This window comes from Erwinia sp. AnSW2-5, assembly GCF_045107195.1.
In the GTDB taxonomy this organism is placed as follows: domain Bacteria; phylum Pseudomonadota; class Gammaproteobacteria; order Enterobacterales; family Enterobacteriaceae; genus Erwinia.
In genome coordinates this window covers 325,550-351,345 of record NZ_JBJGXA010000011.1, presented here as the reverse complement: position 1 = coordinate 351,345, position 25,796 = coordinate 325,550, and the positions used below count along the sequence as shown (strand labels likewise).

Sequence of the window (25,796 nt, the reverse complement as noted above, 5' to 3'; positions counted from 1 at the left end):
CCCCGGCAGGAATCCCAATGAGAGAACTCACACCTGAACAACAGGAGCATTGCGCACGCCTGCCGGAATATCGGCGGGCATCATACCGCCACAAAGCTTCACGCATGACTGACAGGGAGCGTCAGATGGAAAGTATAGCGTGGGATGCCGGACGGGCATGGATGGCGCTGAAAGCTGGAGAGTCACACCCACGCATCAACACACTGACCGTGTCGCAGCGAAAAGACAGGCTTGTTACCCGACGCTACGCCGAGCAGGCGGCATTTTATCCCCAGCAGCCTCAAATCATCGTTACTTCAGCACCGCTACAAGAGCTATGGGGGGATTACCGCGATTACCGTTACGGTGCAGGCGGTGCAGTCAGGCAGGAATAGGCATGGACGGAAAAATACATAAACGCCGTGGAAAGCAACTGTCTGACGGACGCAGTTGGACGCAGGGCGAAATTCAGCAATTGCACCAATTAGCCCACCACCTACCCCCGAAATTAATAGCCAGAACACTCGAAAGAAGCCATGAGTCCGTGCGCCAGAAGGCCAGCAGGGAAGGCATCCGGTTTCTGGAATATCGGGCTAACAACATTACTGGCTGACTGCGGTCGGCGGGAGAGAGATATGACAGAGATTAAGCGTTATCAGGAATATTCATATGGCGTGGAAGAAACAGCCATAGGTGAATTTGTGAAGTTCGACGACCATGCCGCAATCGTGGCCGCGCTTCAAGAGAATCTATCCCGCTACTCAATGTCACCAGGGTGGGCTGACCAGCGGCAGAATGAATCAAAGTATGTTCGTGAGGTGCTGGGATTTGGTGCTGATGCTGATGATGTATCGCCTAAGGATTTGGTCGATGCGATTACCGCGCTTCAGGAGCAGGTGCGGGCGCTGGCTGCTGAGAATGTGGCGCAGAAATTGGCTCTTGAACCGCAAGAAGTTCCTGATGAGTTGCAAGATTTACTTAATGACACAGCTAAATTAGATATCGATTCAGAGGGCGGATTAGATAGCGATTCAGCGAGCGGTCAATCGTGGGGTTGGGTTGAAAATTCCGCTGATGTTATCCGCGCCGTACTGGCTGCCATTAAACCAGAAACCCCAGCCACAGACGCCGCTATCCGCGGGATTCGGGCTGATGGAGCGGCAGCGTGTGGGACTCATCTTCGTGAATGGTATGACTATCAGGTTGAAGAGCGGGCCGAAGAGTTCTCTGAACGCATCCGCGCCGGGGAGGTTTTATGAGCACAGGCAGAGAGCCGATGCGTCGTACTGATCGCGATGATGGAATGAACCTTCCCGAAGGGAAAACATGTGGCGACTGCGTACACGCTCGTCGCTGCACAATGATGTTCGGTCATATCCCCGACGATGAAGTCTGCGATTGGAGTCCATCACGATTTCGTGAGAAATCGCAGGCAGGAGAGCAGCAATGAACACACAACAGTTAAAAGAGCTGGCTCAGCGGGCTACCGGTGGGGTGTGGCGAGCTTTTATCAATGAAAAAGCAAACGTATTCTCCATCCATACACCAGAAGATCCACGCTGTGGAGACATCATCGATTGGATGGGTTTCGACGGTGTCGATTGTAGTAAGAAGCAGAAAGCACGTAACGCACGATTCATAGCTGCATCCAACCCCGATACTGTGATAGCTCTGATTGAGCGCCTGGAAGCGGCAGAGCGTGAGCGCGACGATCTGCGTGCAGAGATTACACGGCGCGATGCTGCGGCGGGTGAGCCTGTTGCGTGGAAGTGGCGACTTACCAGCGCTCATGACGGCGCACAGATTGGGCCGTGGAGGTTGTGTCTTGCGCCGCTAACGCCTGGTAATGGGAGTGGATGTAAAACAGAATCCATTGCCCTCTACACCGCCGCACAGCCAGCCGTGTTGCCGCCTGAGAAGCCTGTAGTTTTCGGTAGCGATCTTTGTCAGGACATCGAAAATTACGGATACAACCTAGCCCTTGCAGACACACGGCAACTGGGCGCACAGCAGCAGAAGGTTGTTGAGTTGCCCGCTGAGAGATTCTGTCCGGCGGAGTATGCAGGAAGCCTACTTTGGACGGAAACAGAGGTGTGGAACAAAGCGATAGAGGCCTGCCGCGTGAATCTCGACGCGGCCAATGTGAAATATGAGGTGAAGAAATGAAAAACGAAAACGTTAAGTATTTCAATGACGGCAATGACATAAATCTCATGCTCAAAGGCATTCACACGAAAGATCAGGTTGTCTCTCTGGCAATTAAGCAGGGAGTTATCGCACCTGATGATAATTTTTCAGGGCAAGCTGAGTCAGGGTGGTGGAAGGCTGTCCCGCATTGTGAGGGCGGGGTTGAATACCATCAGTCAACAGAGAGTGTTCGCGGTTCATTTAAGGCTACATTCGTGGGGAAGTGGGGATGATTAACGAACTAATCGAGCAAATCGGCGGACGCATTACTTTGAATGACTTGGCTTCCGGCCTGTATAACCCTGGCGAAAATTCTCGGGTTACACTGGCATTGATGGCCCGCGCCCTGCTGGCGGTGCTGGATGCCAAAGCTGAGTTGTGGGAAATAGATAATCCTGGGGAAGGCAGTCGCTATTCCGCACACGAAAGAAAGCCTGGTGACTGGGATTATTCATTAGTAAAGCGTGGCTTTTACGGGGTTCCGACCGTGGCGCACTCAGGAACACAAATTTTCCAGTTGCGCGACAGCAGGCAGTGGTATGACGTAGATCGAGATATTTACGACGAGAACATACCATTTCAAGAGGGCCGAATTGTTTACAGTGACGTGCCGCCAGCGGCCAGCGTGCCGGGTGCTTGGTTCGCTATGTGCGGTGACTGGCGTGATGAAAATGTCGCTATTCACGGTGATAGCGGCCTGATAGTCAGTGGCATTGAACCAGGCAAAGCACGGGCAATTATTTACGCTCACAATGTTGGCGCTGAGACAGTTTCAGCAGCAGCAGCAGCGCCGGGAGGTGTCGATGGAAACGATTAATGTCGTTTTAACTGCTGATGGATTCAGCCTGGACGGGCAATACAGGCTTGTCCCTGTTGAGCCATCTCATGAACAAAAGCTGGCGAGTAAGCGATATAAAGCCAAGTACAAAATACCTACCGGGCCAGGGGTGTATCGGGCGATGGTATACGCAGCTCCTCCACCAAAATAAACCACACGCAATCACAGTCGCTAATGCGGCTTTTTTTTACGCCCAAATTATGGAGAAACCCCATGCACGCAGACATAACAGACCAGGCCGCAGAGCTTGAGGAACTGGAAAGGACTATCGCACTGGCTAACAGGAAGAAGCCGGAGCCACCATCGCCCGTGTGCCGGAATTCAGACTGCGGCGAACCATCACAGCCGGGTACGAGTTACTGCTGCCCGGAGTGCCGGGAAGACCACGAGAAGTGGCAGCGGGCAATTCAGCAGCGCCGTGTAGCGTAAGGATGCGCGATGTCGCCAGAGATTCAGAACGCGATAAACAGCACAGCCCGAGCGGCACTTAACGAATACTTCAGCAAATCAAACACCCTCACCTATCGTCAGATTCTCGACAAACACTCAACCAAAATAGCCACGCTAATCCCTGCAAAACATAGCGGTCGTGCATGGCTATGGCTGAATTGTGTTTGTCAGTCGATGGGTGGGAGGAAAGGAGAATAAGCATGGGAAAGATGACATTTGTTTTTGAGTTTGAGGATGGAAAGGAGCCGTCAGTTGGTGCAGGGATGGATTTTCACGGAGGGAGGATAGTTTCAGCGGCATTTTTCGATTATCGCGATGACTTCTTTACTGAGCGACAGAATGACCAAATCAGCAATGCGATAGACGATGTTCCGTTCGGCAATGAAGGAATAACTCACGAAGAGGCGAGCGCAATTTTAGAAAAACTCAGCCTGCTAACCATTTAACCCCTCCCCCATCTATCTACTGAGGTAACTATGTCAGACACCGCACTTATCAAAGAGGAGGAGGTTATGGAGAAGTTGCATATCTCTTCCCGCACAACGATGTGGAACTACTGCAACAGGTACAACTTCCCACTTCCGGTCCGAACCCGTCCAAAGGCATATCTTCGCTCGGCGGTCGATTCATGGCTGCTGAATGGCGGCGTTAACCAGAAAGTTTCTTGACGTGCCAGAACAGCTTATCGGCATGCAGTTCATACCCCTTTCGCTGGTCCTCAAGCCAGTCATGCTTGTTATATACCGCCATCACCCCTCCCAACTCATGCCCCAGCATTCTTTCTGTTACATGCGGGGCCACGCCTTCTTCAGAAAGGCGCGTGACCAGGGTTCGCCTGAAGTCATGCGCCCTCCAGTAATTTAAATCCATTCCTTCTCTGACTCGCTGGATGTACCTGTTAGCCGCGGCAATGGTGATCGGCTGCTTGATGTTGGCCCCCGGGAAAAGAGCCTGGTCATATGTCATCATCGCCTTTTCAAGCAAGGGTTTTATCTGCTCAAAAATAGGCCTTCGGATGATGTTTCCCATTTTGCTGTGCTCTTTTGGCACGGTCCAGACAAGCTCATTCATATCGAACTCTGATCGCTCAGACAGGCGTAGTTCAGATACTCTGGCGCCCCACAGCATCAACATCTGATGAAGAAGCTTGTTAGACGTGGCCGCCCTGCTCCTTTCTATCGCGATCCAGATTTGCGCCAGCTCCGTATAGGTCAGGACACGACTACCTGTTTCGGCCCGGGTGCCAACGTCTTTCGGGGAGATACGCATAATAGAGCAGTTATCTATCACCTGGCGGCGAATGCACCAACTGATAGCTGACCGCATTTGTGTGAGAAGCTGCCTCGCTCGACGCGGGTTATCCCTCTCCTGGGCAGTAAACAGGTCAACCCACTGCTTTACAGATATGTCGGAAATAGGCCTGCCGGGAAAAGAATTGCGAAGGTTCTTCAGTAACGTTGATTCGTATAGCGCCTGGGTTTTTGGACGCAATGCTACTTTAACGTAGTTGTCATGCCAGTAGTCCAGGCAATCAGCAACAGTCATACTCTTGTCGCCAGATTCGCTCTCAAAGTAGAAGCGCGGGTCTTTCCCTCCGTCATACATCACGCGAAGGTCGGCGGTTGTTGCCCTTGCATCTTTCAGACTCACCGCTGGGTATCGACCAAGGCCAAGCCTCTGTGCTTTCCCGGCCCACCTGTATCGATACTGAAAGGTGATAACGCCCTTTGGTGATATGCGAACGCCAAGGCCATCAGCGTCTGCTACTTCAGGACTTCCCGAATATGGTTTACCATGTATGGAGCGGAGCTTAGTGTCGCTGAGGGCCATAATAATTTTCTGTACGCGTGGTTTCAGGGATTCTGTACCAACTATGTACACAATATTGCATGGACTAAAGCGAACCGCAATGAACCAGAATGAACAGATGTGAACAATGCAGGGTTTGGAAGTAGAGTTGAGCACTGCCTTTTCAGAGAGTTAACGAACAGAAGTGAACAGAGAGAAACAGTGAAAGACACAACTAATCAACCTACGTTCCTTTTTCACGATTACGAAACCTTCGGTAAAAGCCCCTCGCTGGACCGTCCTGCACAGTTCGCGGGTATCCGCACCGATATGGATTTCAACATCCTGGGCGAGCCTGAGGTGTTTTACTGTCAGCCTGCGGACGACTATCTGCCACAGCCGGAAGCCGTGGTGATCACCGGTATCACACCGCAGATTGCACGCGCACGCGGCGTCAGTGAAGCGGAGTTTACCCGCCGTATTCATCAGCTGTTCAGCGAACCCAATACCTGTGTTGTCGGCTATAACAACGTGCGCTTTGACGATGAAGTCAGTCGCAATTTGTTCTATCGCAACTTTTACGATCCCTACGCCTGGAGCTGGCAGTACGGCAACAGCCGCTGGGATCTGCTGGATGTGATGCGTGCCTGCTATGCCCTGCGCCCGGACGGCATTGAATGGCCTGAAAACGAGGACGGCTTCCCCAGCTTCCGCCTTGAACACCTGACCAAAGCCAACGGCGTGGCCCATGAAAATGCCCACGATGCGATGTCGGATGTGTATGCCACCATTGCGATGGCAAAGCGGGTGAAAGAGCAACAGCCGCGCCTGTATGACTTCCTGTTCAGCCACCGCAATAAACAAAAAATCAGTGCGCTGGTCGATATTCCGCAGATGAAACCGCTGGTACATATTTCCGGCATGTTTGGTGCGGCTCGCGGTAACACCAGCTGGATTGCCCCGCTGGCCTGGCATCCCGATAACCGCAATGCGCTGATTACCTGCGACCTTGGCGGAGATATGACGCCGCTACTGACCCTGAGCGCCGATGAGCTGCGTGAGCGGCTGTACACACCGCGCAGTGAGCTGGGCGATGCTGCCCCGGTGCCGCTGAAGCTGGTGCATATCAACAAGTGTCCGGTGGTTGCCCCTGCCAATACCCTGCGCCCGGAAGATGCGGAACGCATTGGCATTGACCGTCAGCACTGCCTGGATAACCTTACTCTGCTGCGTCAGCACCCGGAGGTGCGGGAAAAGGTGGTGGCGTTGTATGCCGATGCGGAGCCTTTTAAGCCCTCAGAAGATGTTGATGCCCAGATTTATAACGGCTTCTTTAGCGATGCCGACCGTAATGCGATGAATATCATTCGCCAGACTGCCCCGGAAAATCTTCCGGCGCTGGATTTAGCGTTCAACGATGCCCGCATTGAGAAGCTGCTGTTCCGCTATCGCGCACGCAACTTCCGCGGCACGCTGGATGATGCTGAGCAGAAACGCTGGCTGCAACATCGTCGTGAGGTGCTGAATCCTGAGCGAGTGCAGAACTATGTGCAGGAGCTGGAAATGTTATTTAATCAGTACGAAGGGGAACAGGCGAAGCTGGATCAGCTGAAAGCGTTGTTTGAGTACGCGCGAGAACTGGTGTCCTGATATGAACAGGGCGGACCCAACAGCGGTCCGCCCTGACAGAGAATGATGCGCCCGTGAGGGTTTACATCAAATCTTCACTGCACTGCGGCACCGGGTTACGGAAGCTGCGGGTCACAAAGGCCAGATACAACAGGCCAATCGCAGCCCAGACCAGGCCAAGCACCATTGAGCTCTCTTCCAGATTCACCCACAGTGCGCCCACGGTCAGCGCCCCCATCAGCGGCAGCACCAGGAACGTGAAGTTATCCTTCAGGGTCTTGTTACGCTTTTCACGGATCCAGAACTGTGAAATCACCGACAGGTTAACAAAGGTAAATGCCACCAGCGCACCGAAGTTAATCAGCGCCGTCGCGGTCACCAGATCAAAGGTCACGGAAGACAGCGCGATCACGCCGACCAGCAACACGTTCAGTGCCGGAGTACGCCATTTCGGATGGATATAGCCGAAGAAGCGCACCGGGAACACGCCATCGCGGCCCATCACGTACATCAGACGAGACACGCCCGCATGTGCCGCCATACCGGAAGCCAGTACCGTGACACAGGAGAAGATCAGGATACCGAACTGGAAGGTTTTGCCTGCCACATACAGCATAATTTCCGGCTGTGACGCATCCGGATCTTTAAAGCGCGAGATATCCGGGAAGTACAACTGCAGGAAATACGACACCACAATAAAGATGACGCCGCCGATCAGTGCGGTAAGGAAGATCGCTTTCGGGATAACGCGCTCTGCATCTTTGGTCTCTTCCGACAGTGAACTGATACCGTCAAAGCCCAGGAAGGAGAAACAGAGTATCGTCGCGCCGGTGATCATCGGCACCACATTCGCGTTTTCTGACCAGAACGGTTTGCTGCTGACCAGCGTGCCTGCGCCTTCACCGTGCGCCACACCCCAGACAACCATCGCCATGATCGCCACCATCACCACCACCTGCAGCACAACAATCACGCTGTTAAAGTTGGCAACGGTTTTAATCCCTTTGAGGTTAGAGAGGGTCATAAAGCCCACCAGCAACACCACAAAGATCCATGATGGAATGCCTGGAACCAGTGCTTCCCAGTATATTTTCGCCAGCAGGATATTGATCATCGGCATAAACAGATAATCAAGCAGCGAAGACCAACCGACCATAAAGCCGACGTGCGGGCTAATCGCTTTCTGCGCATAGGTATAGGCCGATCCCGCAGACGGGAAACGACGAACCAACTGGCCGTAGCTCAGTGCAGTAAACAAAATAGCAATCAGCGCAAATGCGTACGCGGTCGCAACGTGGCCGTCCGTCAGGCCAGAAACGATGCCAAAGGTATCAAATAAGGTCATTGGCTGCATATAAGCCAGACCCATCATCACCACAGGCAATAACGTCAGCGTTTTTTTCAGTTTTGCACGCGGCTGGGCGGCTGAAGTGAGCGTATCAAGCGACATGATTTAGCCTCCCCATAGCGTCAACCTGACTGGGCTGAACCACAGGGGAGCTATGCATTGTGCGATAGCTTTTCGAAAGAGGATACTGGGAAGAACTGGCAGGTGTGAAGGTGCTACCTGCATTGGCGCCGTAGTCATCGCGCTGGCGGATCCCAGCAGACGCCGGAGTAAGGTGGTGAAGTCCCATGTTTGTTTCCTCAATAAAACACGTCAAAGTGTATTTAAAAGCGAATATCTATCCGGTTCTGGACCGGCCTCTTTAAAATGCGAAAGTTGTGTGCCTGCTGACCGACAGATAAAAAAATACCGCCGCCAGGTAATATCAGCGTCGGTTTCATGTGTCGTTTTGCAGGGCGCATATTTTGCACCAAAGTAAGGCATGATGACAAGCCTCTAAGCGCTTCAGTTACAATTTATTGAAATAAAGAGAGTAAACCGGGCGTGACAGTCACACCCGGCGCAGGAATTTCAGGCATTTTTCAGCATCCAGTCAATCTCCGTGGCGGTGATCAACCGTTCAAACTGCATCAGTTCATGGTGTTTACACTGATGCCAGACAAAACCGAAACGCGTGCCCAGTAATGCCTGTATCGCATGGCTTTGTTCAAAGGCATTCAGTGCATCGCTTTGACGGATCGGCAGCGGGTTACCTTCCGCTTCGTGCCCGTTACCTTTGACCGCTGGCGGTAAGGGTAGCTGATTGTCCAGCCCATGTAATATTCCCGCCAGAATAGCCGCCATCACCAGATAGGGATTGGCATCCGCCCCGGCGACGCGATATTCCACGCGATGGTTCTGCTGGTCTGCGCAGGGGATGCGCAAAGCAACAGTACGGTTGTTATGGCCCCACGACGCCTGAAGCGGCACGAATGCATCCGGCAGGAAACGACGATAGGCATTCACATTGGGGGCCAGCAGCGCCATTGAAGCAGGCATCAAGTCAATCATGCCCGCCAGCGCGCGCTTCAGCAGCGGCGAATCGCTACCATCGTCACAGGTAAAGGCATTATGATCGGCCGCATCCAGCATGCTGATATGCACGTGCATGCCACTGCCCGCATACGCCTCGTAAGGTTTTGCCATAAAGGTGGCATTCATCCCGTGCTGCTCGGCGACCTGACGCACCAGTCGTTTTAGCTGAACGGCATGATCGCAGGCATTGAGCACGTGGCGGGTATGGTGCAGGTTGATTTCAAACTGTCCTGGAGAGGCTTCCGCCAACGCACCGTCAGCCGGGATCCCTTGCACATGTGCAAGGGAATCGATATCGCCCAGTACCGCTGAGAAGTGGTCAAGATTATCGACGGAATAGACCTGACTCTGCATGCTGCGTTCGTCGCTGCCCGGCGCACAGGGTGGCTGAATATCGCCTTCCGCATCACGCTGCTTATCGACCAGATAGAACTCCAGCTCTACCGCTACCACCGGAAACAAACCTCGATTGCGCAGTCGCTGCCAGAGGTGATTGAGTACGTTTCGGGGTTCAACGTCAAAGGGAGTGCCATCTTGATTGCACATCGTCAGCAAAACCTGCGCCAGATGGTGCGGATCCGCCGCTGAGGGCGTTAAGGTGCCTTCCACCGGCATACAAAGGTTATCGGGTTCGCCCAGCGCCTGGCCGAGTCCGGCCTCTTCAACGGTATTGCCCAGAATATCCATGGCGAAGACCGATGCCGGGAAGTAGCAACCCTTATCGAGTTTTGTCAGGCTGGCAATGGGGATGCGTTTACCGCGAAACACCCCGTTTAAATCATTGAGAAGAATATCGGCATACTGCGTGTCAGGATGGCGTTCCAGATAAGCTTTCACTTCATTCCGGAACGCGCTGGTTCGTTTTTCTTCACTGTGTCGCGTGAAGTCTTCCACTTCGACAATATTGGTCATCGCATCACCCTTTCAGGTTGTTGAGTACTGCTCAAAATAACAGCCACTCTCTTAACATAGCGCCAACACAAAAAGTGTGCAAATGTAACTATGCGCTTTATATTTGCGCGTATTGCGTTTGAATATTAAGCACCTGATTGCTAGATTGAAAATAGCTTGCACAGTTTTCGGCCATTTCAGGCTCGATTGGTTGATATATTGACCAGCGTGAGGAGGGATTGATGGGCATTATTTTTGACAAGCCGTTGATTGGCGTAGTGATGTGCCAGATTGATATTGGCGGTCACCCGACGCAGATGGTGCATAACAAGTACCTCGATGCCATCCTGTCTAATGGCGGTGTCCCGCTTGCCCTGCCCCACGGACTGATGTCCGCCCCACATGTGTTAGACAATGCGATGGCCGTGCTGGACGGTATTCTGCTGACAGGCAGCCCCAGCAATATTGAACCTCACCACTACGGCGAGAGCGGCACAGAAGCCCTGGCCGACCCCGGCCGCGATACGCTCTCCTTTGCCCTGATCCGTTATGCGCTGGATCACCAGATGCCGTTGCTGGCGATTTGTCGTGGCTTACAGGAACTGGTGGTGGCTGCGGGCGGTACGCTGCATCGCCAGTTGCATCAGGTTCCGGGGCTTCAGGAACATCGTGAGGACGAGGAGCTACCGCTGGACCAGCAATACGCGCCGGCGCATGAAGTCTGGGTGGAACCGGGTGGTCTGCTGTCTCCTCTGGTGAATCATTGTGAAAAATTCTGGGTTAACTCCCTGCACCAGCAGGGCATCCGCTCGACGGGTGATGCCCTGCGCATTGAAGCCCGTGCCGGAGACGGGCTGATCGAAGCCGTCAGCCATCGCCAGCACCCGTTTGCCCTGGCGGTACAGTGGCATCCTGAATGGCACAGCGACAGCTCGGCGCTGTCACGTCAGCTGTTTGAAGGCTTTATCGCCGCCTGCGTGGCAACGAAAAAGGACAATCGGCAATGAGTGAAACCACGCTGGCGCCCGGACGGCGTTTATCCGAAATCCGTCAACAGATGGGATTGTCACAACGTCGCGTGGCGGAGCTTTCCGGCCTGACGCACAGCGCCATCAGTACTATTGAACAGGACAAAGTCAGCCCGGCCGTAAGTACGCTGCAAAAACTGCTGAAAGTTTACGGTCTGTCGCTGTCCGAATTTTTTGCCGAAAAAGTGCAGGATGAGCCACCAAAGGTGGTGATCGATACCCATGAGCTGATCGATATCGGCAGCCAGGGCGTGTCGCTGCGCCTGATCCATAACGGTAATCCTCAGCGCACGCTGGCGATGCTGCTGGAAACCTACGAACCCGGTGCCACGACGGGCGAGAAAATTCGCCACCAGGGGGAAGAGACCGGCACGCTGCTGGAAGGTGAAATCATTCTGACGATCAGCGGCCAGAGCTACGCGCTGCATGCCGGGCAGAGTTATGTGATCGATACCGGCAAGCCCCACAGCTTTACCAATTCATCCACGCGGCCCTGCCGCATTATCAGCGCACATACTCCGGCCACATTCTGACGGTCAGGGGCGATGCTGTTTTCGGTCGCCTTTGAGGCAGTGATTAAGGGAGAAGGTATGGAACATATCAACAGCTATTATGCCGCCACCACGAATTCGCACGATCCCTGGCCCGTTCTGGAAGGGGATATTCAGTGCGACGTCTGCATCATTGGCGGGGGATTTACCGGGCTGTCGTCTGCCCTGTTCCTTACCGAGGCGGGCTACGATGTGGTGTTGCTGGAGGCGGCACGCGTGGGCTTTGGTGCCAGCGGGCGCAATGGCGGCCAGGTGGTTAACTCTTACAGCCGTGATGTTGATGTTATTGAGCAACGCTACGGCAAAGAGACGGCACGCCTGCTCGGCAGCATGATGTTTGAAGGGGCGACGATCATTCGCGATCGCATCGATCGCTATGCGATTCGCTGCGACTATCGGCCGGGAAGTATTTTCGCCGCGCTGAATCATCGCCAGATGCAGCATCTGACAGCGCAACACCGCCTGTGGCAGCGCTATGGCAATCACGACGTCGAGCTGCTTGATCAAAGTGGCATCCGGCGGGAAGTGGGCACAGAGCGCTATGTGGGCGGGCTGCTGGACAACCGTGGTGGCCATATTCATCCGCTGAATCTGGCGCTCGGTGAGGCCGAAGCCATCCGCCGTCACGGCGGGCGTATTTATGAAAACTCTGCTGTGACTGCCGTAAACTATGGCACTCCGCATCGGGTACGAACTGAGCGCGGCGAGGTGAATGCGCGTTTTGTGATCTTCGCCGGGAATGCCTATCTCGCCCCACATCTTGAACCCCGGCTGGCGAAAAAAAGCCTGCCCTGTGGTTCGCAGATTATTGCTACTGAACCGCTTTCAGCGGACAAGGCACTGTCGTTGCTGCCCAACCATCGCTGTGTGGAGGACTGTAACTATCTGCTGGATTACTTCCGCCTGACAGCGGATAACCGCCTGTTGTACGGAGGTGGCGTAATCTACGGCGCACGCGAGCCGGGCGATATCGATGCCCTTATCCGCCCGAAGCTGCTGAAGACCTTTCCACAGCTGGCTGGCGTGAAGTTTGACTATGCGTGGAGCGGTAATTTCCTGCTCACCCTGTCACGGATGCCGCAGTTTGGGCGCCTGGAGAACGGCGTTTACTATATGCAAGGTGACAGCGGCCACGGCGTGACCTGTACCCATCTGGCAGGAAAGTTGATTGCTGAGGCGATGCGGGGAGATGCCGAGCGCTTTGATGCGTTCGCCCGGTTACCGCACCTGCCCTTCCCCGGCGGTCGTCGCCTGCGCGTGCCATTAACCGCGATCGGTGCCGCATGGTACGCGTTGAGGGATCGGTTAGGTGTTTGATGGGCTGACCTTCTGTTTCGGTCAGCCCCTTGTTTATCACGACAATGGCATTCTGGCGGGGTCGGGGTAACTGTATTCAAACCCCAGCTCGCGGCAGATTTTACTGCCATCGATCAGCTTGCCGTTGTTCTGTTCATGCTCTGCCAGGAAGGTGGGTGGCGTCAGCCCTAACTGCCGCGCAACCTGCGGGTAAAACTGATTACGCGCCGGGTGCTGTGGGGCGCTGAGATTATAAATATGCCCACCTTTCGGGGTCTGCAACAACAGGCTAATCGCGGCAATCACATCGTCCAGGTGCACCAGATTGACGCCCTGATTACCATTGGCAATATCGGTTTTCCCCGCAAGGAAACGCCCCGGATGACGATGTGGGCCAACCAGTCCGGCAAGACGCAAGATATCCACCGAGGTGTTCGGCAGTTTATGTAGCCAGCTCTCCAGCGTTTGTAGCGTTTTTCCGGCCACGCTGACTGGGTCCAGCACGCTGCTCTCTTTAGTGATGCCACTGTGGTCGCCGTACACCGAGGTTGAACTGGTAAAAATTATCCGTGGCACGTTAAATGCCAGCGCGCTGTCCACCAGTTGCTGTACAGACAGCAGATAATTTTCGCCCCCGGCCGCAGTACGGCTGGCCGGTAGCGTCACTACCAACGCATCGACACTGAGCAGAGCCTCAAGATCATCTGCGTCGCAGTTCAGTTCCGGCGTCAATTCAAGAAGATAACTATCAATGCCGCTTCCTCGTGCAGCATTAACCCCGTCGGGCGTGGTTTTCGTGCCGGTGACCTGCCAGCCCGCACCCGCCAGCGACATGGCCAGCGGCATACCTAGCCATCCCAGGCCAACAATTGCGACTCGTTTCATCCCTAATCTCCTGTTGTTAACACAGATCGTGCAGACTGTTATCTTCTCAGGCTACGCCAGCGCTCAGTCGGTGACAACCGACAGTTGATAAGAGAATTTTTCAACATGTACAAAAAAGTGTTGCGCGACGCGCCCATTCTCGTTAGGTTGTTTGTCACGTAATGAATATTCATTCATCCAAGAGAATTTTATGAAACGCGTTCAGTTCAATCACCATCATCACCATCACCCTGACTAGTCTTTCAGGCGATGTGTGCTGGAAGACGATCAGGATCTTCCAGTGGTGCAGAACGCAAACTCAGCCCCCGGAAGATCGCCTTCCGGGGGCTTTTTTTATGCCCTGAGATCAAGAAGAACGCGGATACACCATACAGACAGGAAAAGGATAAGAACCCATGTTAGATAACACCCGTTTACGCATAGCTATGCAGAAATCAGGCCGTTTAAGCGATGAATCACGCGAATTGCTCGCGCGCTGCGGTATTAAAATCAACCTCCAGCAGCAGCGTCTGATCGCCTTCGCAGAAAACATGCCGATTGATATTCTGCGGGTGCGCGATGACGATATTCCGGGCCTGGTCATGGACGGCGTGGTCGATCTGGGGATTATTGGTGAAAACGTGCTGGAAGAAGAGCTGCTGACCCGCCGCGCTCAGGGCGATGATCCACGTTACTTCACGCTGCGCCGCCTCGATTTCGGTGGCTGTCGTCTGTCACTGGCGATGTCCGTTGATGACGAATACACCGGCCCACAATGTTTGCAAAACACCCGCATTGCCACTTCTTATCCGCACTTGCTGAAAAAGTATCTCGATAAGCAAGGCGTCAACTTCAAATCCTGCCTGCTGAACGGTTCCGTCGAAGTCGCTCCACGCGCCGGTCTGGCCGATGCCATCTGTGACCTGGTCTCTACCGGTGCCACGCTGGAAGCCAACGGTCTGCGTGAAGTGGAAGTGATCTACCGCTCTAAAGCCTGCCTGATCCAGCGCGATGGCGAAATGCCTGCCGCCAAGCAGGAGCTGATCGACAAACTGATGACGCGTATTCAGGGCGTGATCCAGGCACGTGAATCCAAGTACATCATGCTGCACGCACCGAGCGAACGCCTGGACGATATTATCGCCCTGCTGCCAGGTGCTGAGCGCCCAACGTTGCTGCCACTGGCCGGTGATAAGAGCCGCGTAGCGATGCACATGGTCAGCACCGAAACCCTGTTCTGGGAAACGATGGAAAAACTGAAAGCCCTGGGTGCCAGCTCCATTCTGGTGCTGCCTATTGAGAAGATGATGGAGTAATCCGATGGCGACCCTGATGACCCCCATTGCCTGGCAGGATTGCAGTGCCGAACAGCAGCAGGCCCTGCTGCTTCGTCCGGCGCTTGAAGCCTCTGACAGCATTAGTGCCACCGTGCGAGGCATTCTCGACAAGGTTTCAAGTGAAGGTGACGATGCATTGCGTTATTACAGCGCCACCTTTGATAAGACCCAGGTTGATGCGCTGCGCGTCAGCGAACAGCAGATCACCGACGCCTGTGCGCGACTGGATGATGAGATCAAGCAGGCGATGGCTGTTGCGGTCGCCAATATTGATACCTTCCACCAGGCGCAGCAGTTGCCGCCGGTGGATATCGAAACACAGCCCGGCGTGCGCTGCCAGCAGGTTACGCGCCCAGTGGCGTCAGTCGGCCTCTATATTCCCGGTGGCACGGCTCCGCTGTTCTCCACGGTACTGATGCTGGCCACCCCGGCACGTATCGCAGGCTGTGGCCGTGTGGTGCTCTGCTCCCCACCTCCGATTGCCGATGAAATTCTTTATGCTGCACGCCTGTGCGGCGTGCAGGAAGTGTTCCAGGTCGGCGGTGCGCAGGCGATTGCTGCCCTCGCCTTCGGAACGGAATCCGTGCCTAAGGTGGATAAAATTTTCGGCCCCGGCAATGCCTATGTCACCGAAGCCAAACGCCAGGTGAGCCAGCGCATGGACGGCGCGGCGATTGATATGCCTGCCGGTCCGTCTGAAGTGCTGGTGATTGCCGATGAAGGCGCCACGCCGGACTTCGTCGCCTCGGATCTGCTGTCGCAGGCGGAACATGGCGCGGATTCGCAGGTGATCCTGCTGACGCCATCGCACACGATGGCCGTGGCGGTCGCCGAAGCCGTTGAGCGCCAGCTGGCTGAACTGCCACGTGCGCCGACGGCAGCCAAAGCGCTGGAAAGCAGCCGCCTGATTGTGATGCGCGATCTGCAACAGTGCGTTCAAGTCAGCAACCGTTACGGGCCTGAGCACCTGATCATTCAGACGCGCCAGGCACGCGACCTGGTCGACAGCATCACCAGCGCCGGTTCCGTGTTTCTCGGTGACTGGTCACCGGAATCCGCAGGGGACTACGCCTCAGGAACCAACCACGTCCTGCCGACTTACGGTTATACCGCTACCTGTTCCAGCCTTGGACTGGCGGATTTCCAGAAGCGTATGACCGTGCAGGAGCTGACAAAGCAGGGCTTTATGGGGCTGGCTGCCACCATTGAAACCCTCGCCGCTGCCGAGCAACTGACTGCCCACAAAAATGCCGTTACCTTGCGCGTTGCCGCACTGAAGGAGAAGCCATGAGCAGCAAGATTGAAGATCTGGCCCGTGCTAATGTGCGCGCCCTGACGCCCTACCAGTCGGCACGCCGTCTGGGCGGCAACGGTGATGTCTGGCTAAACGCCAATGAATACCCGCTGGCAGTGCCGTTTGAGCTGAGCCAGCAGACACTGAATCGCTACCCGGAATGTCAGCCTAAGTTAGTGATTGAGCGTTACGCGGCCTATGCCGGACTGACGCCTGAGCAGGTGCTGGTGAGCCGTGGTGCCGATGAAGGTATCGAACTGTTAATGCGTGCATTCTGCGAACCGGGTAAAGACGCGGTGCTGTTCTGTCCGCCGACCTACGGCATGTACAGCGTCAGCGCGGAAACCATCGGCATTGAATACCGCACGGTAGAGTCACGTGAAGACTGGCAGCTGAATCTGCCCGCCATCGCTGACCAGTTAGACAATGTGAAGCTGGTGTATGTGTGCAGCCCGAACAACCCGACCGGCAACCTGATCAACCCGGATGATATTCGCCAGTTGCTGGAGATGACCCGTGGAAAAGCCCTGGTCGTCGCCGATGAAGCCTATATTGAGTTCTGCCCTTCAGCCTCACTCGCTGGCTGGCTGAAAGATTACCCGCATCTGGTGGTGCTGCGTACCCTGTCTAAAGCCTTTGCGCTGGCAGGGCTACGCTGTGGTTTCACGCTGGCTAACGCCGAGGTCATCGCGCTGCTGATGAAAGTGATCGCCCCTTACCCGCTCTCCACGCCTGTCGCCGATATTGCTGGCCAGGCACTGAGCGACCAGGGCATTGCACTGATGCGCCAGCATGTGAGCGAGCTGGTCGCCACCCGTGAAAAACTGATTGCCGATCTGCGTAAGTTAGATTGTGTTGAGCAGGTTTTTGAGAGCGATACCAACTATATTCTGGCGCGCTTTACCGCCTCAAGTCAGGTGTTTAAAACCTTGTGGGATCAGGGCATTATTCTGCGCGATCAGAACAAACAGCCAGGCCTGGCTGGCTGCCTGCGCATCTCTATTGGCACCCGTGACGAGTGCCAACGCGTTGTTGCCGCACTGACATTATTACCCGGTTCACCCGTTTCTCAGGAGCAAGCATGAGTCAGAAAGTCCTTTTTATCGATCGCGATGGCACCCTCATTTCTGAGCCGCCAGAAGATTTTCAGGTAGACCGCATGGATAAACTGGCCTTCGAGCCTGACGTCATCCCTGCCCTGCTGTCGTTACAAAAAGCGGGCTATCAGCTGGTGATGATCACCAACCAGGATGGCCTGGGAACCAGCAGCTTCCCGCAGGACGATTTCGACGGCCCGCATAATCTGATGATGCAGATCCTCCGTTCGCAGGGCGTGAACTTTAGCGACATTCTGATTTGCCCGCATAAACCGGAAGATCACTGCGAATGCCGTAAGCCGAAAACCAAAATGGTGGAAGCCTGGCTGGCGGAAGGCGCACTGGATACGGCCAACAGCTATGTGATTGGCGACCGCGCGACCGACGTGCAGCTGGCGAGCAATATGGGCATCACCGGTCTGCTGTATGCCAAAGAGGGCCTCAACTGGAACGCGATTGAACAGCAGCTGACGAAGCGTGACCGTTATGCACTGGTACAACGCAACACCAAAGAGACGCAGATTAAAGTCGAAGTATGGCTGGATCGTGAAGGCGACAGCAAGATTAATACTGGCGTAGGTTTCTTTGACCACATGCTCGACCAGATCTCCACGCACGGCGGTTTCCGTATGAACATCGACGTGAAAGGCGACCTCTATATTGACGATCACCACACGGTGGAAGACACCGGGCTGGCGCTGGGCGAAGCCCTGCTAAAAGCGCTGGGTGACAAACGTGGCATCGGTCGTTTCGGTTTCGTGCTGCCAATGGACGAATGCCTAGCGCGCTGCGCGCTGGATATCTCCGGTCGCCCGCACCTCGAATATAAAGCAGAGTTCAGCTACCAGCGCGTGGGCGATCTGAGCACCGAGATGGTGGAACACTTCTTCAGTTCACTCTCTTACACTATGGCCAGCACCCTGCACCTGCGCACCAAAGGCAAAAACGATCATCACCGCGTTGAGAGCCTGTTTAAAGCCTTTGGCCGTACGCTGCGTCAGGCGATCCGCGTGGAGGGTAACACCCTGCCAAGCTCGAAAGGAGTGCTGTGATGGATGTGGTGATCCTCGATACCGGCTGCGCCAACCTCTCCTCGGTTAAGTGGGCGGTGCAACGCCTGGGCTACGCGCCTGTCGTCAGCAAAGAAGCGGATATCGTGCTGAATGCCGACAAACTGTTTCTGCCCGGCGTGGGCACCGCGCAGGCAGCGATGGATCAGCTGCGCGAACGCGAACTGATTGAGCTGATTAAGGCCTGTACCCAGCCCGTGCTGGGCATCTGCCTCGGCATGCAGCTGCTGGGTAGCGGCAGCGACGAGAGCGGCGGTATTCCGACGCTGAATATCATCGACCAACCCGTGCAGCGCATGACCGATCACGGCCTGCCGCTGCCGCATATGGGGTGGAACCAGATCACCTCGCAGGCGGGTAACCACCTGTTTCGCGGTATTGAAGACGGTGCCTATTTCTATTTCGTGCACGGCTACGCGATGCCGGTAAATGAATACACCATTGCTCAGTGTAATTATGGCGAAGCTTTTACCGCTGCCGTGCAGAAAGATAACTTCTTTGGCGTGCAGTTCCACCCGGAGCGCTCCGGTGCTGCTGGTGCGCAGCTGCTGAAAAACTTCCTGGAGATGTAACCGGCATGATTATCCCGGCATTAGATTTAATTGATGGCAAGGTGGTGCGTCTGCACCAGGGCGATTACGGCCAGCAACGCGACTACGGCAGCGACCCGCTGCCACGCTTACAAGATTATGAAGCACAGGGTGCGCAGGTGCTGCATCTGGTTGATCTGACCGGGGCGAAAGACCCGGCTGCACGCCAGATCCCCTTACTGACCAAACTGCTGGCGGGCGTTACCGTTCCGGTCCAGGTTGGCGGCGGTATCCGCACCAAAGAGGATGTGGAAGCGCTGCTAAAGGCGGGTGCTACACGCGTAGTGGTGGGTTCCACGGCGGTGAAACAGCCGGAAGAAGTACAGCAGTGGTTTAAACAATACGGCGCGGAAGCGATTGTACTGGCGCTTGACGTGCGCATTGATGCCAGTAACCGCAAAGAAGTGGCGATCAGCGGCTGGCAGGAAGCCAGCGGTATCACGCTGGAAGAAGTGATTGAGCAGTTTTTGCCATTCGGCCTGAAACACGTGCTGTGCACGGATATTTCACGCGATGGCACACTCAGTGGCTCTAACGTTGAGCTGTATCGCGAAGTGTCTGCGCGCTACCCGAGCATTGCTTTCCAGTCGTCCGGCGGCATCGGCTCTCTGGACGATATTGCCGCGCTGCGCGGCTGTGGCGCTCAGGGTGTGATCGTGGGTCGCGCGCTGCTGGAAGATAAATTCACCGCATCGGAGGCTATTTCATGCTGGCAAAACGGATAATCCCTTGCCTGGACGTGCGTGACGGCCAGGTCGTGAAAGGTGTGCAGTTCCGCAACCACGAAATCATTGGCGATATCGTGCCGCTGGCACAGCGCTATGCTCAGGAAGGGGCCGACGAACTGGTGTTTTATGATATCACCGCATCAAGCGATGGCCGTGTGGTGGATAAAAGCTGGATCTCGCGCGTGGCAGAAGTGATTGATATTCCTTTCTGCGTAGCGGGAGGCATTAAGTCGGTTGAAGATGCCGCCCTGCTGCTCTCTTTCGGCGCAGATAAGATTTCGATTAACTCTCCGGCACTGGCCGATCCTTCGCTGATCACCCGCCTGGCCGATCGCTTTGGCGTGCAGTGCATTGTGGTCGGTATTGATACCTGGTATGACAGCGAAAGCGGCAAGTACCATGTGAATCAGTACACCGGTGATGAAAGCCGAACCAAAGTCACCACGTGGGAAACCCTCGACTGGGTGGAAGAAGTGCAGAAGCGTGGCGCGGGTGAGATTGTGCTGAACATGATGAACCAGGATGGCGTGCGCAATGGTTACGACCTGGTACAACTGCAAAAAGTGCGTGCGCGCTGTAAAGTACCGCTGATTGCTTCCGGCGGCGCGGGCACCATGGAGCATTTCCATGAAGCCTTCCGCGATGCTGACGTTGACGGCGCACTGGCAGCATCGGTGTTCCATAAACAGATTATTAATATCGGTGAGCTGAAAAGTTACCTGATTAAAAAAGGTGTGGAGATTCGCGCGTGTTAACAGAACAACAACTGTCCCAGCTCGACTGGGTGAAAACCGACGGCATGATGCCCGCTATCGTCCAGCACGCCGTGTCTGGCGAAGTGCTGATGCACGGGTATATGAATCAGGACGCGCTGGCGAAGACGCTGGAAATTGGCAAAGTGACCTTCTGGTCACGCACCAAACAGCGCTTGTGGACCAAAGGCGAGTCCTCTGAGCACTTTCTGAATGTGGTCAGCATAACGCCAGACTGCGATAACGATACGCTGCTGGTGCTGGTCAATCCGGTTGGCCCAACCTGCCATCGAGGCACCACAAGCTGCTTCTCACCGGCGGCGACAGACTGGACCTTCCTGTATCAGCTAGAGCAGATCCTGGCCGAGCGGAAACACGCTGATCCGAAAAGTTCTTACACTGCCAGCCTGTACGCCAGCGGCACTAAGCGCATTGCACAGAAAGTCGGTGAGGAAGGCGTGGAAGTGGCACTGGCCGCGACGGTGAACGATCGTCATGAGCTGACTAACGAAGCCTCTGACCTGATCTATCATCTGCTGGTCTTGTTGCAGGATCAGGAACTGAACCTGTCAACGGTGATTGAGAACCTTCGTCAGCGACATAAGTAAGTCATTGTGGGGGCGCGGGCAGCGCCTCCTGTTAACCTAAGCACTATCGGTTCAGATGACGGGCCTTAACCATATTCCTGACCAACACGATTGCAGACCCCGCGATGCCTCCCAGCAAGATCGACAGAATAAGAGTCAGCATTTTCTTTTTACCGACTGGCGATGACGGTAAATCAGGCTGTTTAATAAAACTGAAGGTCTGCAAATCCTCAAGCTGTGGTTTCAACTCACTCAGGGTTATCAACTGAGACTGCGTATCGTAATACTGCTTATCCATGATCAGCGGTTTTGTAGACTCATGGCTGATCATTGCCGACAGCGCTTTACTGCCTAACAGGTACAAGGTCTCATCGGTAAGATTGACCACCGAGTTGAGCTGAGAATCAGTAATGTTAGAGGTTTCAGCAATTTTCAGGGCTTGCTTAACAGCCTCTAAATGCAGTTGATTACGTTCTACAGCGATTTTTTTCTGGGTTGCCAGTGATTGATTAAGCTCATGAATTCTTATCGCAATATTGCCGTTGATGTCAGCAATGTAATCCTTCACTAAGGCATCATTTAACGTCTGGAGATAAGTGGTGAGTTGCGTCTGCGCCTCTGACGCGCTATCCGCTTTTAGCGTAATACTCAGCGGATAGGCATAGGTTTTGTCAAGTCGGGAAGTGCTGACATCAAGCGCATACGGCCGCTGAGATGTCGGTTCTTTCTGCACATCAACTGATGTACTGAAGCTACTGAACAACTGCTGCTGTAGACTCGCGACTTGGGTAGCATCTTGTGCTCTGTACTCTTGAGTAAAAGCATCAATTCGCGGGTAAAGGCGGTTCAGAATGCCGCTAAAGTAGGAAACCTGGCCAGCATCAGGCTGTGTAACAATTGCCGTTGAAACCCAATGTTTTTTCGCTACGGCTATGGCTATGTATGTTGTTCCTGCCACTAAGGCAATCACCATTGCAATAACGATAATCCATCTGCCGTGCCAAAGCTGGAGGATAAGATCCAGTAAATCCAGTTCATCCTCGCGTCCTTTGACATAATCGCGAGTTGTGGCCTTGTCCGTAATCGTATTTTTTTCGGGGTTCATAATGACGTATTTTTTCTCATTAAAAACTGATGTAGTTTTTTTTGGTTTTATCGTTGTGGGTTAACGGTAGACGAGTGTCAAGGGAAGCGCCACGCGCAATTCTTAAAAGCGGAGAAAAACCTCCCGCAAAGCGGGAGGTTCAGAGGGATAAAACTTAGTCCAGCCACTCAGTGTGGAAAACACCCTCTTTATCAGTACGCTTGTAAGTATGCGCACCGAAGTAGTCACGCTGCGCCTGAATCAGGTTCGCAGGCAGTACCGCTGAACGGTAGCTGTCGTAGTAGGCAATAGCAGCAGAGAACGTTGGCGTTGGGATACCATTCTGTACCGCCCAGGCAACAACGTCACGCAGTGCTTGCTGGTATTCGTCAGCAATGTTCTTGAAGTACGGAGCCAGCAGCAGGTTAGCGATGTCGGCATCAACAGCGTAAGCATCGGTGATTTTCTGTAGGAACTGAGCGCGGATAATGCAGCCCGCACGGAAAATCTTAGCGATTTCACCGTAGTGCAGATCCCAGTTGTTTTCAGTAGAGGCCGCCTTCAGCTGTGAGAAGCCCTGTGCGTAAGAAACAATCTTACCCAGGTACAGTGCACGGCGCACTTTCTCAACGAACTCAGCTTTATCACCGCTAACAGTCTGAACTTTAGGACCGCTCAGGACTTTAGAGGCAGCAACACGCTGGGTTTTCAGTGAAGAGAGGTAACGGGCAAAGACTGATTCGGTGATCAGTGACAGTGGTTCACCCAGATCCAGAGAGCTCTGGCTGGTCCATTTGCCGGTGCCTTTATTAGCAGCTTCATCCAGAATCACATCAACCAGGTAGTTACCTTCTTCATCTTTCTTAGTGAAGATATCTTTGGTGATGTCGATCAGGTAGCTGCTCAGCTCGCCTTCATTCCACTCGCTAAAGGTCTTAGCCAGCTCGTCGTTGCTCAGGTTCAGTGCGCCTTTCAGCAGTGAGTAGGCTTCAGCAATCAGCTGCATATCGCCGTATTCAATGCCGTTGTGAACCATCTTAACATAGTGGCCTGCACCGTCTGGACCCATATAGGCCACACAGGCTTCGCCTTCAGCAACTGCGGCAATCTCTGTCAGGATTGGTGCAACCAGCTCATACGCTTCTTTCTGGCCACCAGGCATGATGGAAGGACCTTTCAGCGCGCCCTCTTCACCACCGGATACACCAGTACCGATAAAGTTGAAGCCCTGCTCAGACAGTTCACGGTTACGGCGAATGGTGTCTTTATAGAAGGTGTTACCGCCATCGATCAGGATATCGCCTTTATCGAGGTGTGGGGTCAGGGAGGCGATGGTTTTGTCGGTTGCTTCACCGGCCTGCACCATCAAAAGGATACGACGAGGTTTTTCCAGAGAGTCAACAAACTCTTCGATGCTGTAATGTGGAACCAGTTTCTTACCTGGGTTCTCTGCCACGACTTCATCGGTTTTTTCACGTGAGCGGTTGAAGATAGAAACTGTGTAGCCACGGCTCTCGATGTTGAGTGCCAGATTACGGCCCATTACAGCCATACCTACAACGCCGATCTGTTGCTTGGACATACCTACTCCTGTCTGGGTGGAAAACCCGCAGTTCTGTGACTGCGGTCAATGTTCCCAACATGTTAACTCAGGATTACTGGGGGGTGGTAGTGATTGGTGCGATAGTTTACGGAAAGAAATAGTCACAAATTTGTGAATGTTATTCTATGTACAAAGCTGGTTTGACACGTGAAAAAAACCGCATTAACACTGGTGTTTTATTAGCATGCGGTCATTGGGAAGTAATATGCCAGGTAGGCAAAAGAGATTCACAGGGCCAACAAAATTAACAGGTTGTGGGTAGTGTGCGAAAGATCTGCACCAGAAACACTGATGCAGATAATCAACAGGCTTTTACTAGCAGTCAAAGATCGATGTCATTCACTGGCCAGGTTTGAATCAGGATTGCTGAAGTAAATCTAAAATTTCCCGCGTTTTTTCGTTCATCAACGCGACATCCGCTTTTGACTCAACATTAAGCCTGACCACAGATTCAGTATTTGACATCCGCAGATTGAAACGCCACTGAGAAAACTCAAGGCTTAAACCATCTGTTTTATCAATGTGTAATGCATTTTCGCAATAAAAATTCTCGACTCTGTCAATAGCAGCAACGGGGTCTGTAATCCGACGATTGATCTCACCTGAAGAGGGGTAAGCTGCGATCATGTCATTGACCAACTGTGACAAAGGCAACTTGTGTGTTGACACCAACTCCGCGACCAGTAGCCAGGGTATCATTCCGCTGTCACAATATGAGAAGTCACGAAAATAATGATGAGCACTCATTTCCCCTCCATAAACGGCATCCTCCGATCTCATTCTCTCTTTAATAAACGCATGACCTGTTTTTGACTGAATGGGAATGCCACCTTGTTCCTTGACGACATCTATGGTGCTCCATGTTAAGCGCGGATCATGAATAATGCGCTCCCCAGGATTTTTTTTCAGGAACGCCTTCGCGATCAAACCGACAATATAATAGCCTTCAACAAACTGACCTTTATCATCAAAGAAAAAACATCGGTCGAAATCACCATCGAACGCAATACCCATATCTGCGCCATGAGCAATCACCGCATTGGCCGTATCTCCCCGACACTCAGGCAGTAGCGGGTTAGGTATCCCATGCGGGAAATTGCCATCGGGGTCATTATGGATCTTGATAATTTCAACAGGAATTTTTTTCTCAGAAAAAATCATTTCAATACCGTCAATAACATGCCCTGCTGCACCATTACCGGAATTGATGACTAACTTCATTGGAGTAAGGTTGTCGGTATTGATATAACCTAACAGATGGCGAACATAATCATCAAAAACGCTAATTTTTTTATATCTTCCAACCCTTTTACCCACTAAATCGGAAAAGTCATTGCTTTCGGCCAGTAACTGAATTTCCGCAAGCCCGTTCTCACGACTTATAGGCCGACTCTGTGGGCCAACTAGCTTCATACCGTTATATTCAATAGGATTATGGCTCGCGGTAACTTCAATCCCGCCATCAAGTTCGAGAGAAAAGGTCGCGTAATAGATCTCTTCAGTGCCAGAAAGACCTATATCAAGGACGTCAACACCGCTATCCTGCAGACCTTTCGCCAGTGACATCTTGAGAGATTCACTAGTTAAACGCACATCACTACCGACTACAACCGTCTCAGGTTTTAACAATTGACCATAGGCTCTTCCAATACGGTAAGCAATCTCCTCATCAATCTCATCAATGAGTTTTCCGCGTATATCATACGCTTTGAAACATGTCAGTGAACGCAT

Annotated in this window: 27 protein-coding genes and 1 other annotated feature; of the genes, 20 read left to right on the top strand and 7 right to left on the bottom strand. The window is 53.5% G+C overall.

Going from position 1 to position 25,796, the window contains the following annotated elements; genetic code table 11:
- Positions 1–17: 17 nt before the first annotated feature.
- The 7 genes from ACFL9S_RS10915 (at position 18) to ACFL9S_RS10885 (ending at position 3,900) form a co-directional block, all read left to right on the top strand.
- Positions 18–374, top strand: coding sequence for a hypothetical protein (locus ACFL9S_RS10915; RefSeq protein WP_405261890.1), 357 nt, complete (start codon positions 18–20; stop codon positions 372–374).
- A gap of 240 nt (positions 375–614) precedes the next feature.
- Complete coding sequence (locus tag ACFL9S_RS10910; protein WP_405261889.1) at positions 615–1,238, top strand: hypothetical protein; 624 nt, start codon at positions 615–617, stop codon at positions 1,236–1,238.
- A gap of 187 nt (positions 1,239–1,425) precedes the next feature.
- On the top strand, positions 1,426–2,145 hold the full coding sequence (locus tag ACFL9S_RS10905) for an ead/Ea22-like family protein (protein ID WP_405261888.1): 720 nt from the start codon (positions 1,426–1,428) through the stop codon (positions 2,143–2,145).
- The gene (locus tag ACFL9S_RS10900) at positions 2,142–2,399 is read left to right on the top strand and encodes a hypothetical protein (RefSeq protein ID WP_405261886.1); all 258 of its coding nucleotides are present in this window, start codon (positions 2,142–2,144) and stop codon (positions 2,397–2,399) included. The genes ACFL9S_RS10905 and ACFL9S_RS10900 overlap by 4 nt, the downstream gene beginning before the upstream one ends.
- Positions 2,396–2,983: a hypothetical protein gene (locus ACFL9S_RS10895; RefSeq protein ID WP_405261884.1), complete on the top strand. Its 588-nt coding sequence runs from the start codon at positions 2,396–2,398 to the stop codon at positions 2,981–2,983. The genes ACFL9S_RS10900 and ACFL9S_RS10895 overlap by 4 nt, the downstream gene beginning before the upstream one ends.
- Positions 2,970–3,155, top strand: coding sequence for a hypothetical protein (locus ACFL9S_RS10890; protein WP_405261883.1), 186 nt, complete (start codon positions 2,970–2,972; stop codon positions 3,153–3,155). Before ACFL9S_RS10895 ends, ACFL9S_RS10890 begins: the two co-directional genes overlap by 14 nt.
- Before the next feature lie 499 nt (positions 3,156–3,654).
- Positions 3,655–3,900 carry a hypothetical protein gene (locus ACFL9S_RS10885; RefSeq protein WP_405261882.1) on the top strand — a complete coding sequence of 82 codons (246 nt, stop codon included), beginning with the start codon at positions 3,655–3,657 and terminating at the stop codon, positions 3,898–3,900.
- 202 nt (positions 3,901–4,102) lie between these two features.
- Here the strand turns inward: ACFL9S_RS10885 and ACFL9S_RS10880 are convergent, their stop codons facing one another.
- Positions 4,103–5,284, bottom strand: coding sequence for a tyrosine-type recombinase/integrase (locus ACFL9S_RS10880; RefSeq protein WP_405261880.1), 1,182 nt, complete (start codon positions 5,282–5,284; stop codon positions 4,103–4,105).
- Between the two features lie 180 nt (positions 5,285–5,464).
- Between ACFL9S_RS10880 and sbcB the strand changes: the two genes are divergently transcribed.
- Positions 5,465–6,892 (top strand): exodeoxyribonuclease I, encoded by a 1,428-nt coding sequence (gene sbcB, locus ACFL9S_RS10875; RefSeq protein ID WP_405261879.1) that lies wholly within the window; start codon positions 5,465–5,467, stop codon positions 6,890–6,892.
- A 61-nt stretch (positions 6,893–6,953) separates the two neighbouring features.
- Here the strand turns inward: sbcB and ACFL9S_RS10870 are convergent, their stop codons facing one another.
- Together ACFL9S_RS10870 and ACFL9S_RS10865 are read right to left on the bottom strand one after the other, a co-directional pair.
- On the bottom strand, positions 6,954–8,321 hold the full coding sequence (locus tag ACFL9S_RS10870; protein WP_405261878.1) for an APC family permease: 1,368 nt from the start codon (positions 8,319–8,321) through the stop codon (positions 6,954–6,956).
- A 468-nt stretch (positions 8,322–8,789) separates the two neighbouring features.
- Positions 8,790–10,205 (bottom strand): glutamine synthetase family protein, encoded by a 1,416-nt coding sequence (locus tag ACFL9S_RS10865; protein ID WP_405261877.1) that lies wholly within the window; start codon positions 10,203–10,205, stop codon positions 8,790–8,792.
- A 221-nt stretch (positions 10,206–10,426) separates the two neighbouring features.
- Here ACFL9S_RS10865 and puuD point away from each other — a divergent pair, with 221 nt between their 5' ends.
- Genes puuD through ACFL9S_RS10850 form a run of 3 tightly spaced genes read left to right on the top strand, consistent with a single transcriptional unit; the run spans position 10,427 to position 13,080 of the window.
- The gene (gene puuD / locus ACFL9S_RS10860; RefSeq protein ID WP_405261876.1) at positions 10,427–11,191 is read left to right on the top strand and encodes a gamma-glutamyl-gamma-aminobutyrate hydrolase; all 765 of its coding nucleotides are present in this window, start codon (positions 10,427–10,429) and stop codon (positions 11,189–11,191) included.
- Complete coding sequence (gene puuR, locus ACFL9S_RS10855; RefSeq protein WP_405261875.1) at positions 11,188–11,745, top strand: HTH-type transcriptional regulator PuuR; 558 nt, start codon at positions 11,188–11,190, stop codon at positions 11,743–11,745. The genes puuD and puuR overlap by 4 nt, the downstream gene beginning before the upstream one ends.
- 57 nt (positions 11,746–11,802) lie before the next feature.
- Complete coding sequence (locus tag ACFL9S_RS10850; RefSeq protein ID WP_405261874.1) at positions 11,803–13,080, top strand: NAD(P)/FAD-dependent oxidoreductase; 1,278 nt, start codon at positions 11,803–11,805, stop codon at positions 13,078–13,080.
- Positions 13,081–13,116: 36 nt separating this feature from the next.
- Here ACFL9S_RS10850 and ACFL9S_RS10845 read toward each other — a convergent pair whose 3' ends face one another.
- Positions 13,117–13,944, bottom strand: coding sequence for an SDR family oxidoreductase (locus tag ACFL9S_RS10845; RefSeq protein WP_405261872.1), 828 nt, complete (start codon positions 13,942–13,944; stop codon positions 13,117–13,119).
- 190 nt (positions 13,945–14,134) lie between these two features.
- Between ACFL9S_RS10845 and hisL the strand changes: the two genes are divergently transcribed.
- The 9 genes from hisL (at position 14,135) to hisIE (ending at position 21,399) form a co-directional block, all read left to right on the top strand.
- Positions 14,135–14,182 carry a his operon leader peptide gene (gene hisL, locus ACFL9S_RS10840; RefSeq protein WP_118665699.1) on the top strand — a complete coding sequence of 16 codons (48 nt, stop codon included), beginning with the start codon at positions 14,135–14,137 and terminating at the stop codon, positions 14,180–14,182.
- Positions 14,158–14,276: a sequence feature (His leader region), on the top strand. (Overlaps the previous gene by 25 nt.)
- A gap of 63 nt (positions 14,277–14,339) precedes the next feature.
- Positions 14,340–15,239, top strand: coding sequence for an ATP phosphoribosyltransferase (gene hisG, locus ACFL9S_RS10835; protein WP_405261871.1), 900 nt, complete (start codon positions 14,340–14,342; stop codon positions 15,237–15,239).
- A gap of 4 nt (positions 15,240–15,243) precedes the next feature.
- Positions 15,244–16,551, top strand: coding sequence for a histidinol dehydrogenase (gene hisD, locus ACFL9S_RS10830; RefSeq protein ID WP_405261870.1), 1,308 nt, complete (start codon positions 15,244–15,246; stop codon positions 16,549–16,551).
- Positions 16,548–17,639, top strand: a complete 1,092-nt coding sequence (hisC, locus tag ACFL9S_RS10825; RefSeq protein ID WP_405261869.1) for a histidinol-phosphate transaminase — start codon at positions 16,548–16,550, stop codon at positions 17,637–17,639. Before hisD ends, hisC begins: the two co-directional genes overlap by 4 nt.
- A complete protein-coding gene (gene hisB, locus ACFL9S_RS10820) occupies positions 17,636–18,703 on the top strand; it encodes a bifunctional histidinol-phosphatase/imidazoleglycerol-phosphate dehydratase HisB (protein WP_405261868.1) in 1,068 nt (355 codons plus the stop codon). Before hisC ends, hisB begins: the two co-directional genes overlap by 4 nt.
- On the top strand, positions 18,703–19,293 hold the full coding sequence (hisH, locus tag ACFL9S_RS10815; RefSeq protein WP_405261867.1) for an imidazole glycerol phosphate synthase subunit HisH: 591 nt from the start codon (positions 18,703–18,705) through the stop codon (positions 19,291–19,293). The genes hisB and hisH overlap by 1 nt, the downstream gene beginning before the upstream one ends.
- 5 nt (positions 19,294–19,298) lie before the next feature.
- Positions 19,299–20,036 carry a 1-(5-phosphoribosyl)-5-[(5-phosphoribosylamino)methylideneamino]imidazole-4-carboxamide isomerase gene (gene hisA / locus ACFL9S_RS10810; RefSeq protein ID WP_405261866.1) on the top strand — a complete coding sequence of 246 codons (738 nt, stop codon included), beginning with the start codon at positions 19,299–19,301 and terminating at the stop codon, positions 20,034–20,036.
- Entirely contained in the window at positions 20,018–20,794 is a 777-nt protein-coding gene (gene hisF, locus ACFL9S_RS10805; protein ID WP_405261865.1) for an imidazole glycerol phosphate synthase subunit HisF, read from the top strand. The genes hisA and hisF overlap by 19 nt, the downstream gene beginning before the upstream one ends.
- A complete protein-coding gene (gene hisIE, locus ACFL9S_RS10800) occupies positions 20,788–21,399 on the top strand; it encodes a bifunctional phosphoribosyl-AMP cyclohydrolase/phosphoribosyl-ATP diphosphatase HisIE (RefSeq protein ID WP_405261864.1) in 612 nt (203 codons plus the stop codon). Before hisF ends, hisIE begins: the two co-directional genes overlap by 7 nt.
- A gap of 43 nt (positions 21,400–21,442) precedes the next feature.
- Here hisIE and ACFL9S_RS10795 read toward each other — a convergent pair whose 3' ends face one another.
- The 3 genes from ACFL9S_RS10795 to ACFL9S_RS10785 form a co-directional block, all read right to left on the bottom strand.
- Positions 21,443–22,483 (bottom strand): Wzz/FepE/Etk N-terminal domain-containing protein, encoded by a 1,041-nt coding sequence (locus tag ACFL9S_RS10795; protein WP_405261863.1) that lies wholly within the window; start codon positions 22,481–22,483, stop codon positions 21,443–21,445.
- Positions 22,484–22,637: 154 nt separating this feature from the next.
- Positions 22,638–24,044: an NADP-dependent phosphogluconate dehydrogenase gene (gene gndA / locus ACFL9S_RS10790; RefSeq protein ID WP_405261862.1), complete on the bottom strand. Its 1,407-nt coding sequence runs from the start codon at positions 24,042–24,044 to the stop codon at positions 22,638–22,640.
- 378 nt (positions 24,045–24,422) lie between these two features.
- Positions 24,423–25,796 (bottom strand): phosphomannomutase CpsG, encoded by a 1,374-nt coding sequence (locus tag ACFL9S_RS10785; protein WP_405261861.1) that lies wholly within the window; start codon positions 25,794–25,796, stop codon positions 24,423–24,425.

Excerpts from the sequence above, each read along its gene's own strand:
- puuD (WP_405261876.1), top strand. The coding sequence starts at position 10,427 with ATGGGCATTATTTTTGACAAGCCGTTGATTGGCGTAGTGATGTGCCAG.
- hisC (WP_405261869.1), top strand. The coding sequence starts at position 16,548 with ATGAGCAGCAAGATTGAAGATCTGGCCCGTGCTAATGTGCGCGCCCTG.
- hisA (WP_405261866.1), top strand. The coding sequence starts at position 19,299 with ATGATTATCCCGGCATTAGATTTAATTGATGGCAAGGTGGTGCGTCTG.
- ACFL9S_RS10870 (WP_405261878.1), bottom strand. The coding sequence starts at position 8,321 with ATGTCGCTTGATACGCTCACTTCAGCCGCCCAGCCGCGTGCAAAACTG.
- gndA (WP_405261862.1), bottom strand. The coding sequence starts at position 24,044 with ATGTCCAAGCAACAGATCGGCGTTGTAGGTATGGCTGTAATGGGCCGT.
- hisF (WP_405261865.1), top strand. The coding sequence starts at position 20,018 with ATGCTGGCAAAACGGATAATCCCTTGCCTGGACGTGCGTGACGGCCAG.
- ACFL9S_RS10850 (WP_405261874.1), top strand. The coding sequence starts at position 11,803 with ATGGAACATATCAACAGCTATTATGCCGCCACCACGAATTCGCACGAT.
- ACFL9S_RS10880 (WP_405261880.1), bottom strand. The coding sequence starts at position 5,284 with ATGGCCCTCAGCGACACTAAGCTCCGCTCCATACATGGTAAACCATAT.
- ACFL9S_RS10900 (WP_405261886.1), top strand. The coding sequence starts at position 2,142 with ATGAAAAACGAAAACGTTAAGTATTTCAATGACGGCAATGACATAAAT.
- hisD (WP_405261870.1), top strand. The coding sequence starts at position 15,244 with ATGGCGACCCTGATGACCCCCATTGCCTGGCAGGATTGCAGTGCCGAA.
- puuR (WP_405261875.1), top strand. The coding sequence starts at position 11,188 with ATGAGTGAAACCACGCTGGCGCCCGGACGGCGTTTATCCGAAATCCGT.
- hisG (WP_405261871.1), top strand. The coding sequence starts at position 14,340 with ATGTTAGATAACACCCGTTTACGCATAGCTATGCAGAAATCAGGCCGT.
- hisB (WP_405261868.1), top strand. The coding sequence starts at position 17,636 with ATGAGTCAGAAAGTCCTTTTTATCGATCGCGATGGCACCCTCATTTCT.
- ACFL9S_RS10785 (WP_405261861.1), bottom strand. The coding sequence starts at position 25,796 with ATGCGTTCACTGACATGTTTCAAAGCGTATGATATACGCGGAAAACTC.
- ACFL9S_RS10905 (WP_405261888.1), top strand. The coding sequence starts at position 1,426 with ATGAACACACAACAGTTAAAAGAGCTGGCTCAGCGGGCTACCGGTGGG.
- ACFL9S_RS10895 (WP_405261884.1), top strand. The coding sequence starts at position 2,396 with ATGATTAACGAACTAATCGAGCAAATCGGCGGACGCATTACTTTGAAT.
- ACFL9S_RS10890 (WP_405261883.1), top strand. The coding sequence starts at position 2,970 with ATGGAAACGATTAATGTCGTTTTAACTGCTGATGGATTCAGCCTGGAC.
- ACFL9S_RS10910 (WP_405261889.1), top strand. The coding sequence starts at position 615 with ATGACAGAGATTAAGCGTTATCAGGAATATTCATATGGCGTGGAAGAA.
- ACFL9S_RS10845 (WP_405261872.1), bottom strand. The coding sequence starts at position 13,944 with ATGAAACGAGTCGCAATTGTTGGCCTGGGATGGCTAGGTATGCCGCTG.
- ACFL9S_RS10915 (WP_405261890.1), top strand. The coding sequence starts at position 18 with ATGAGAGAACTCACACCTGAACAACAGGAGCATTGCGCACGCCTGCCG.
- ACFL9S_RS10865 (WP_405261877.1), bottom strand. The coding sequence starts at position 10,205 with ATGACCAATATTGTCGAAGTGGAAGACTTCACGCGACACAGTGAAGAA.
- ACFL9S_RS10885 (WP_405261882.1), top strand. The coding sequence starts at position 3,655 with ATGGGAAAGATGACATTTGTTTTTGAGTTTGAGGATGGAAAGGAGCCG.
- ACFL9S_RS10795 (WP_405261863.1), bottom strand. The coding sequence starts at position 22,483 with ATGAACCCCGAAAAAAATACGATTACGGACAAGGCCACAACTCGCGAT.
- hisH (WP_405261867.1), top strand. The coding sequence starts at position 18,703 with ATGGATGTGGTGATCCTCGATACCGGCTGCGCCAACCTCTCCTCGGTT.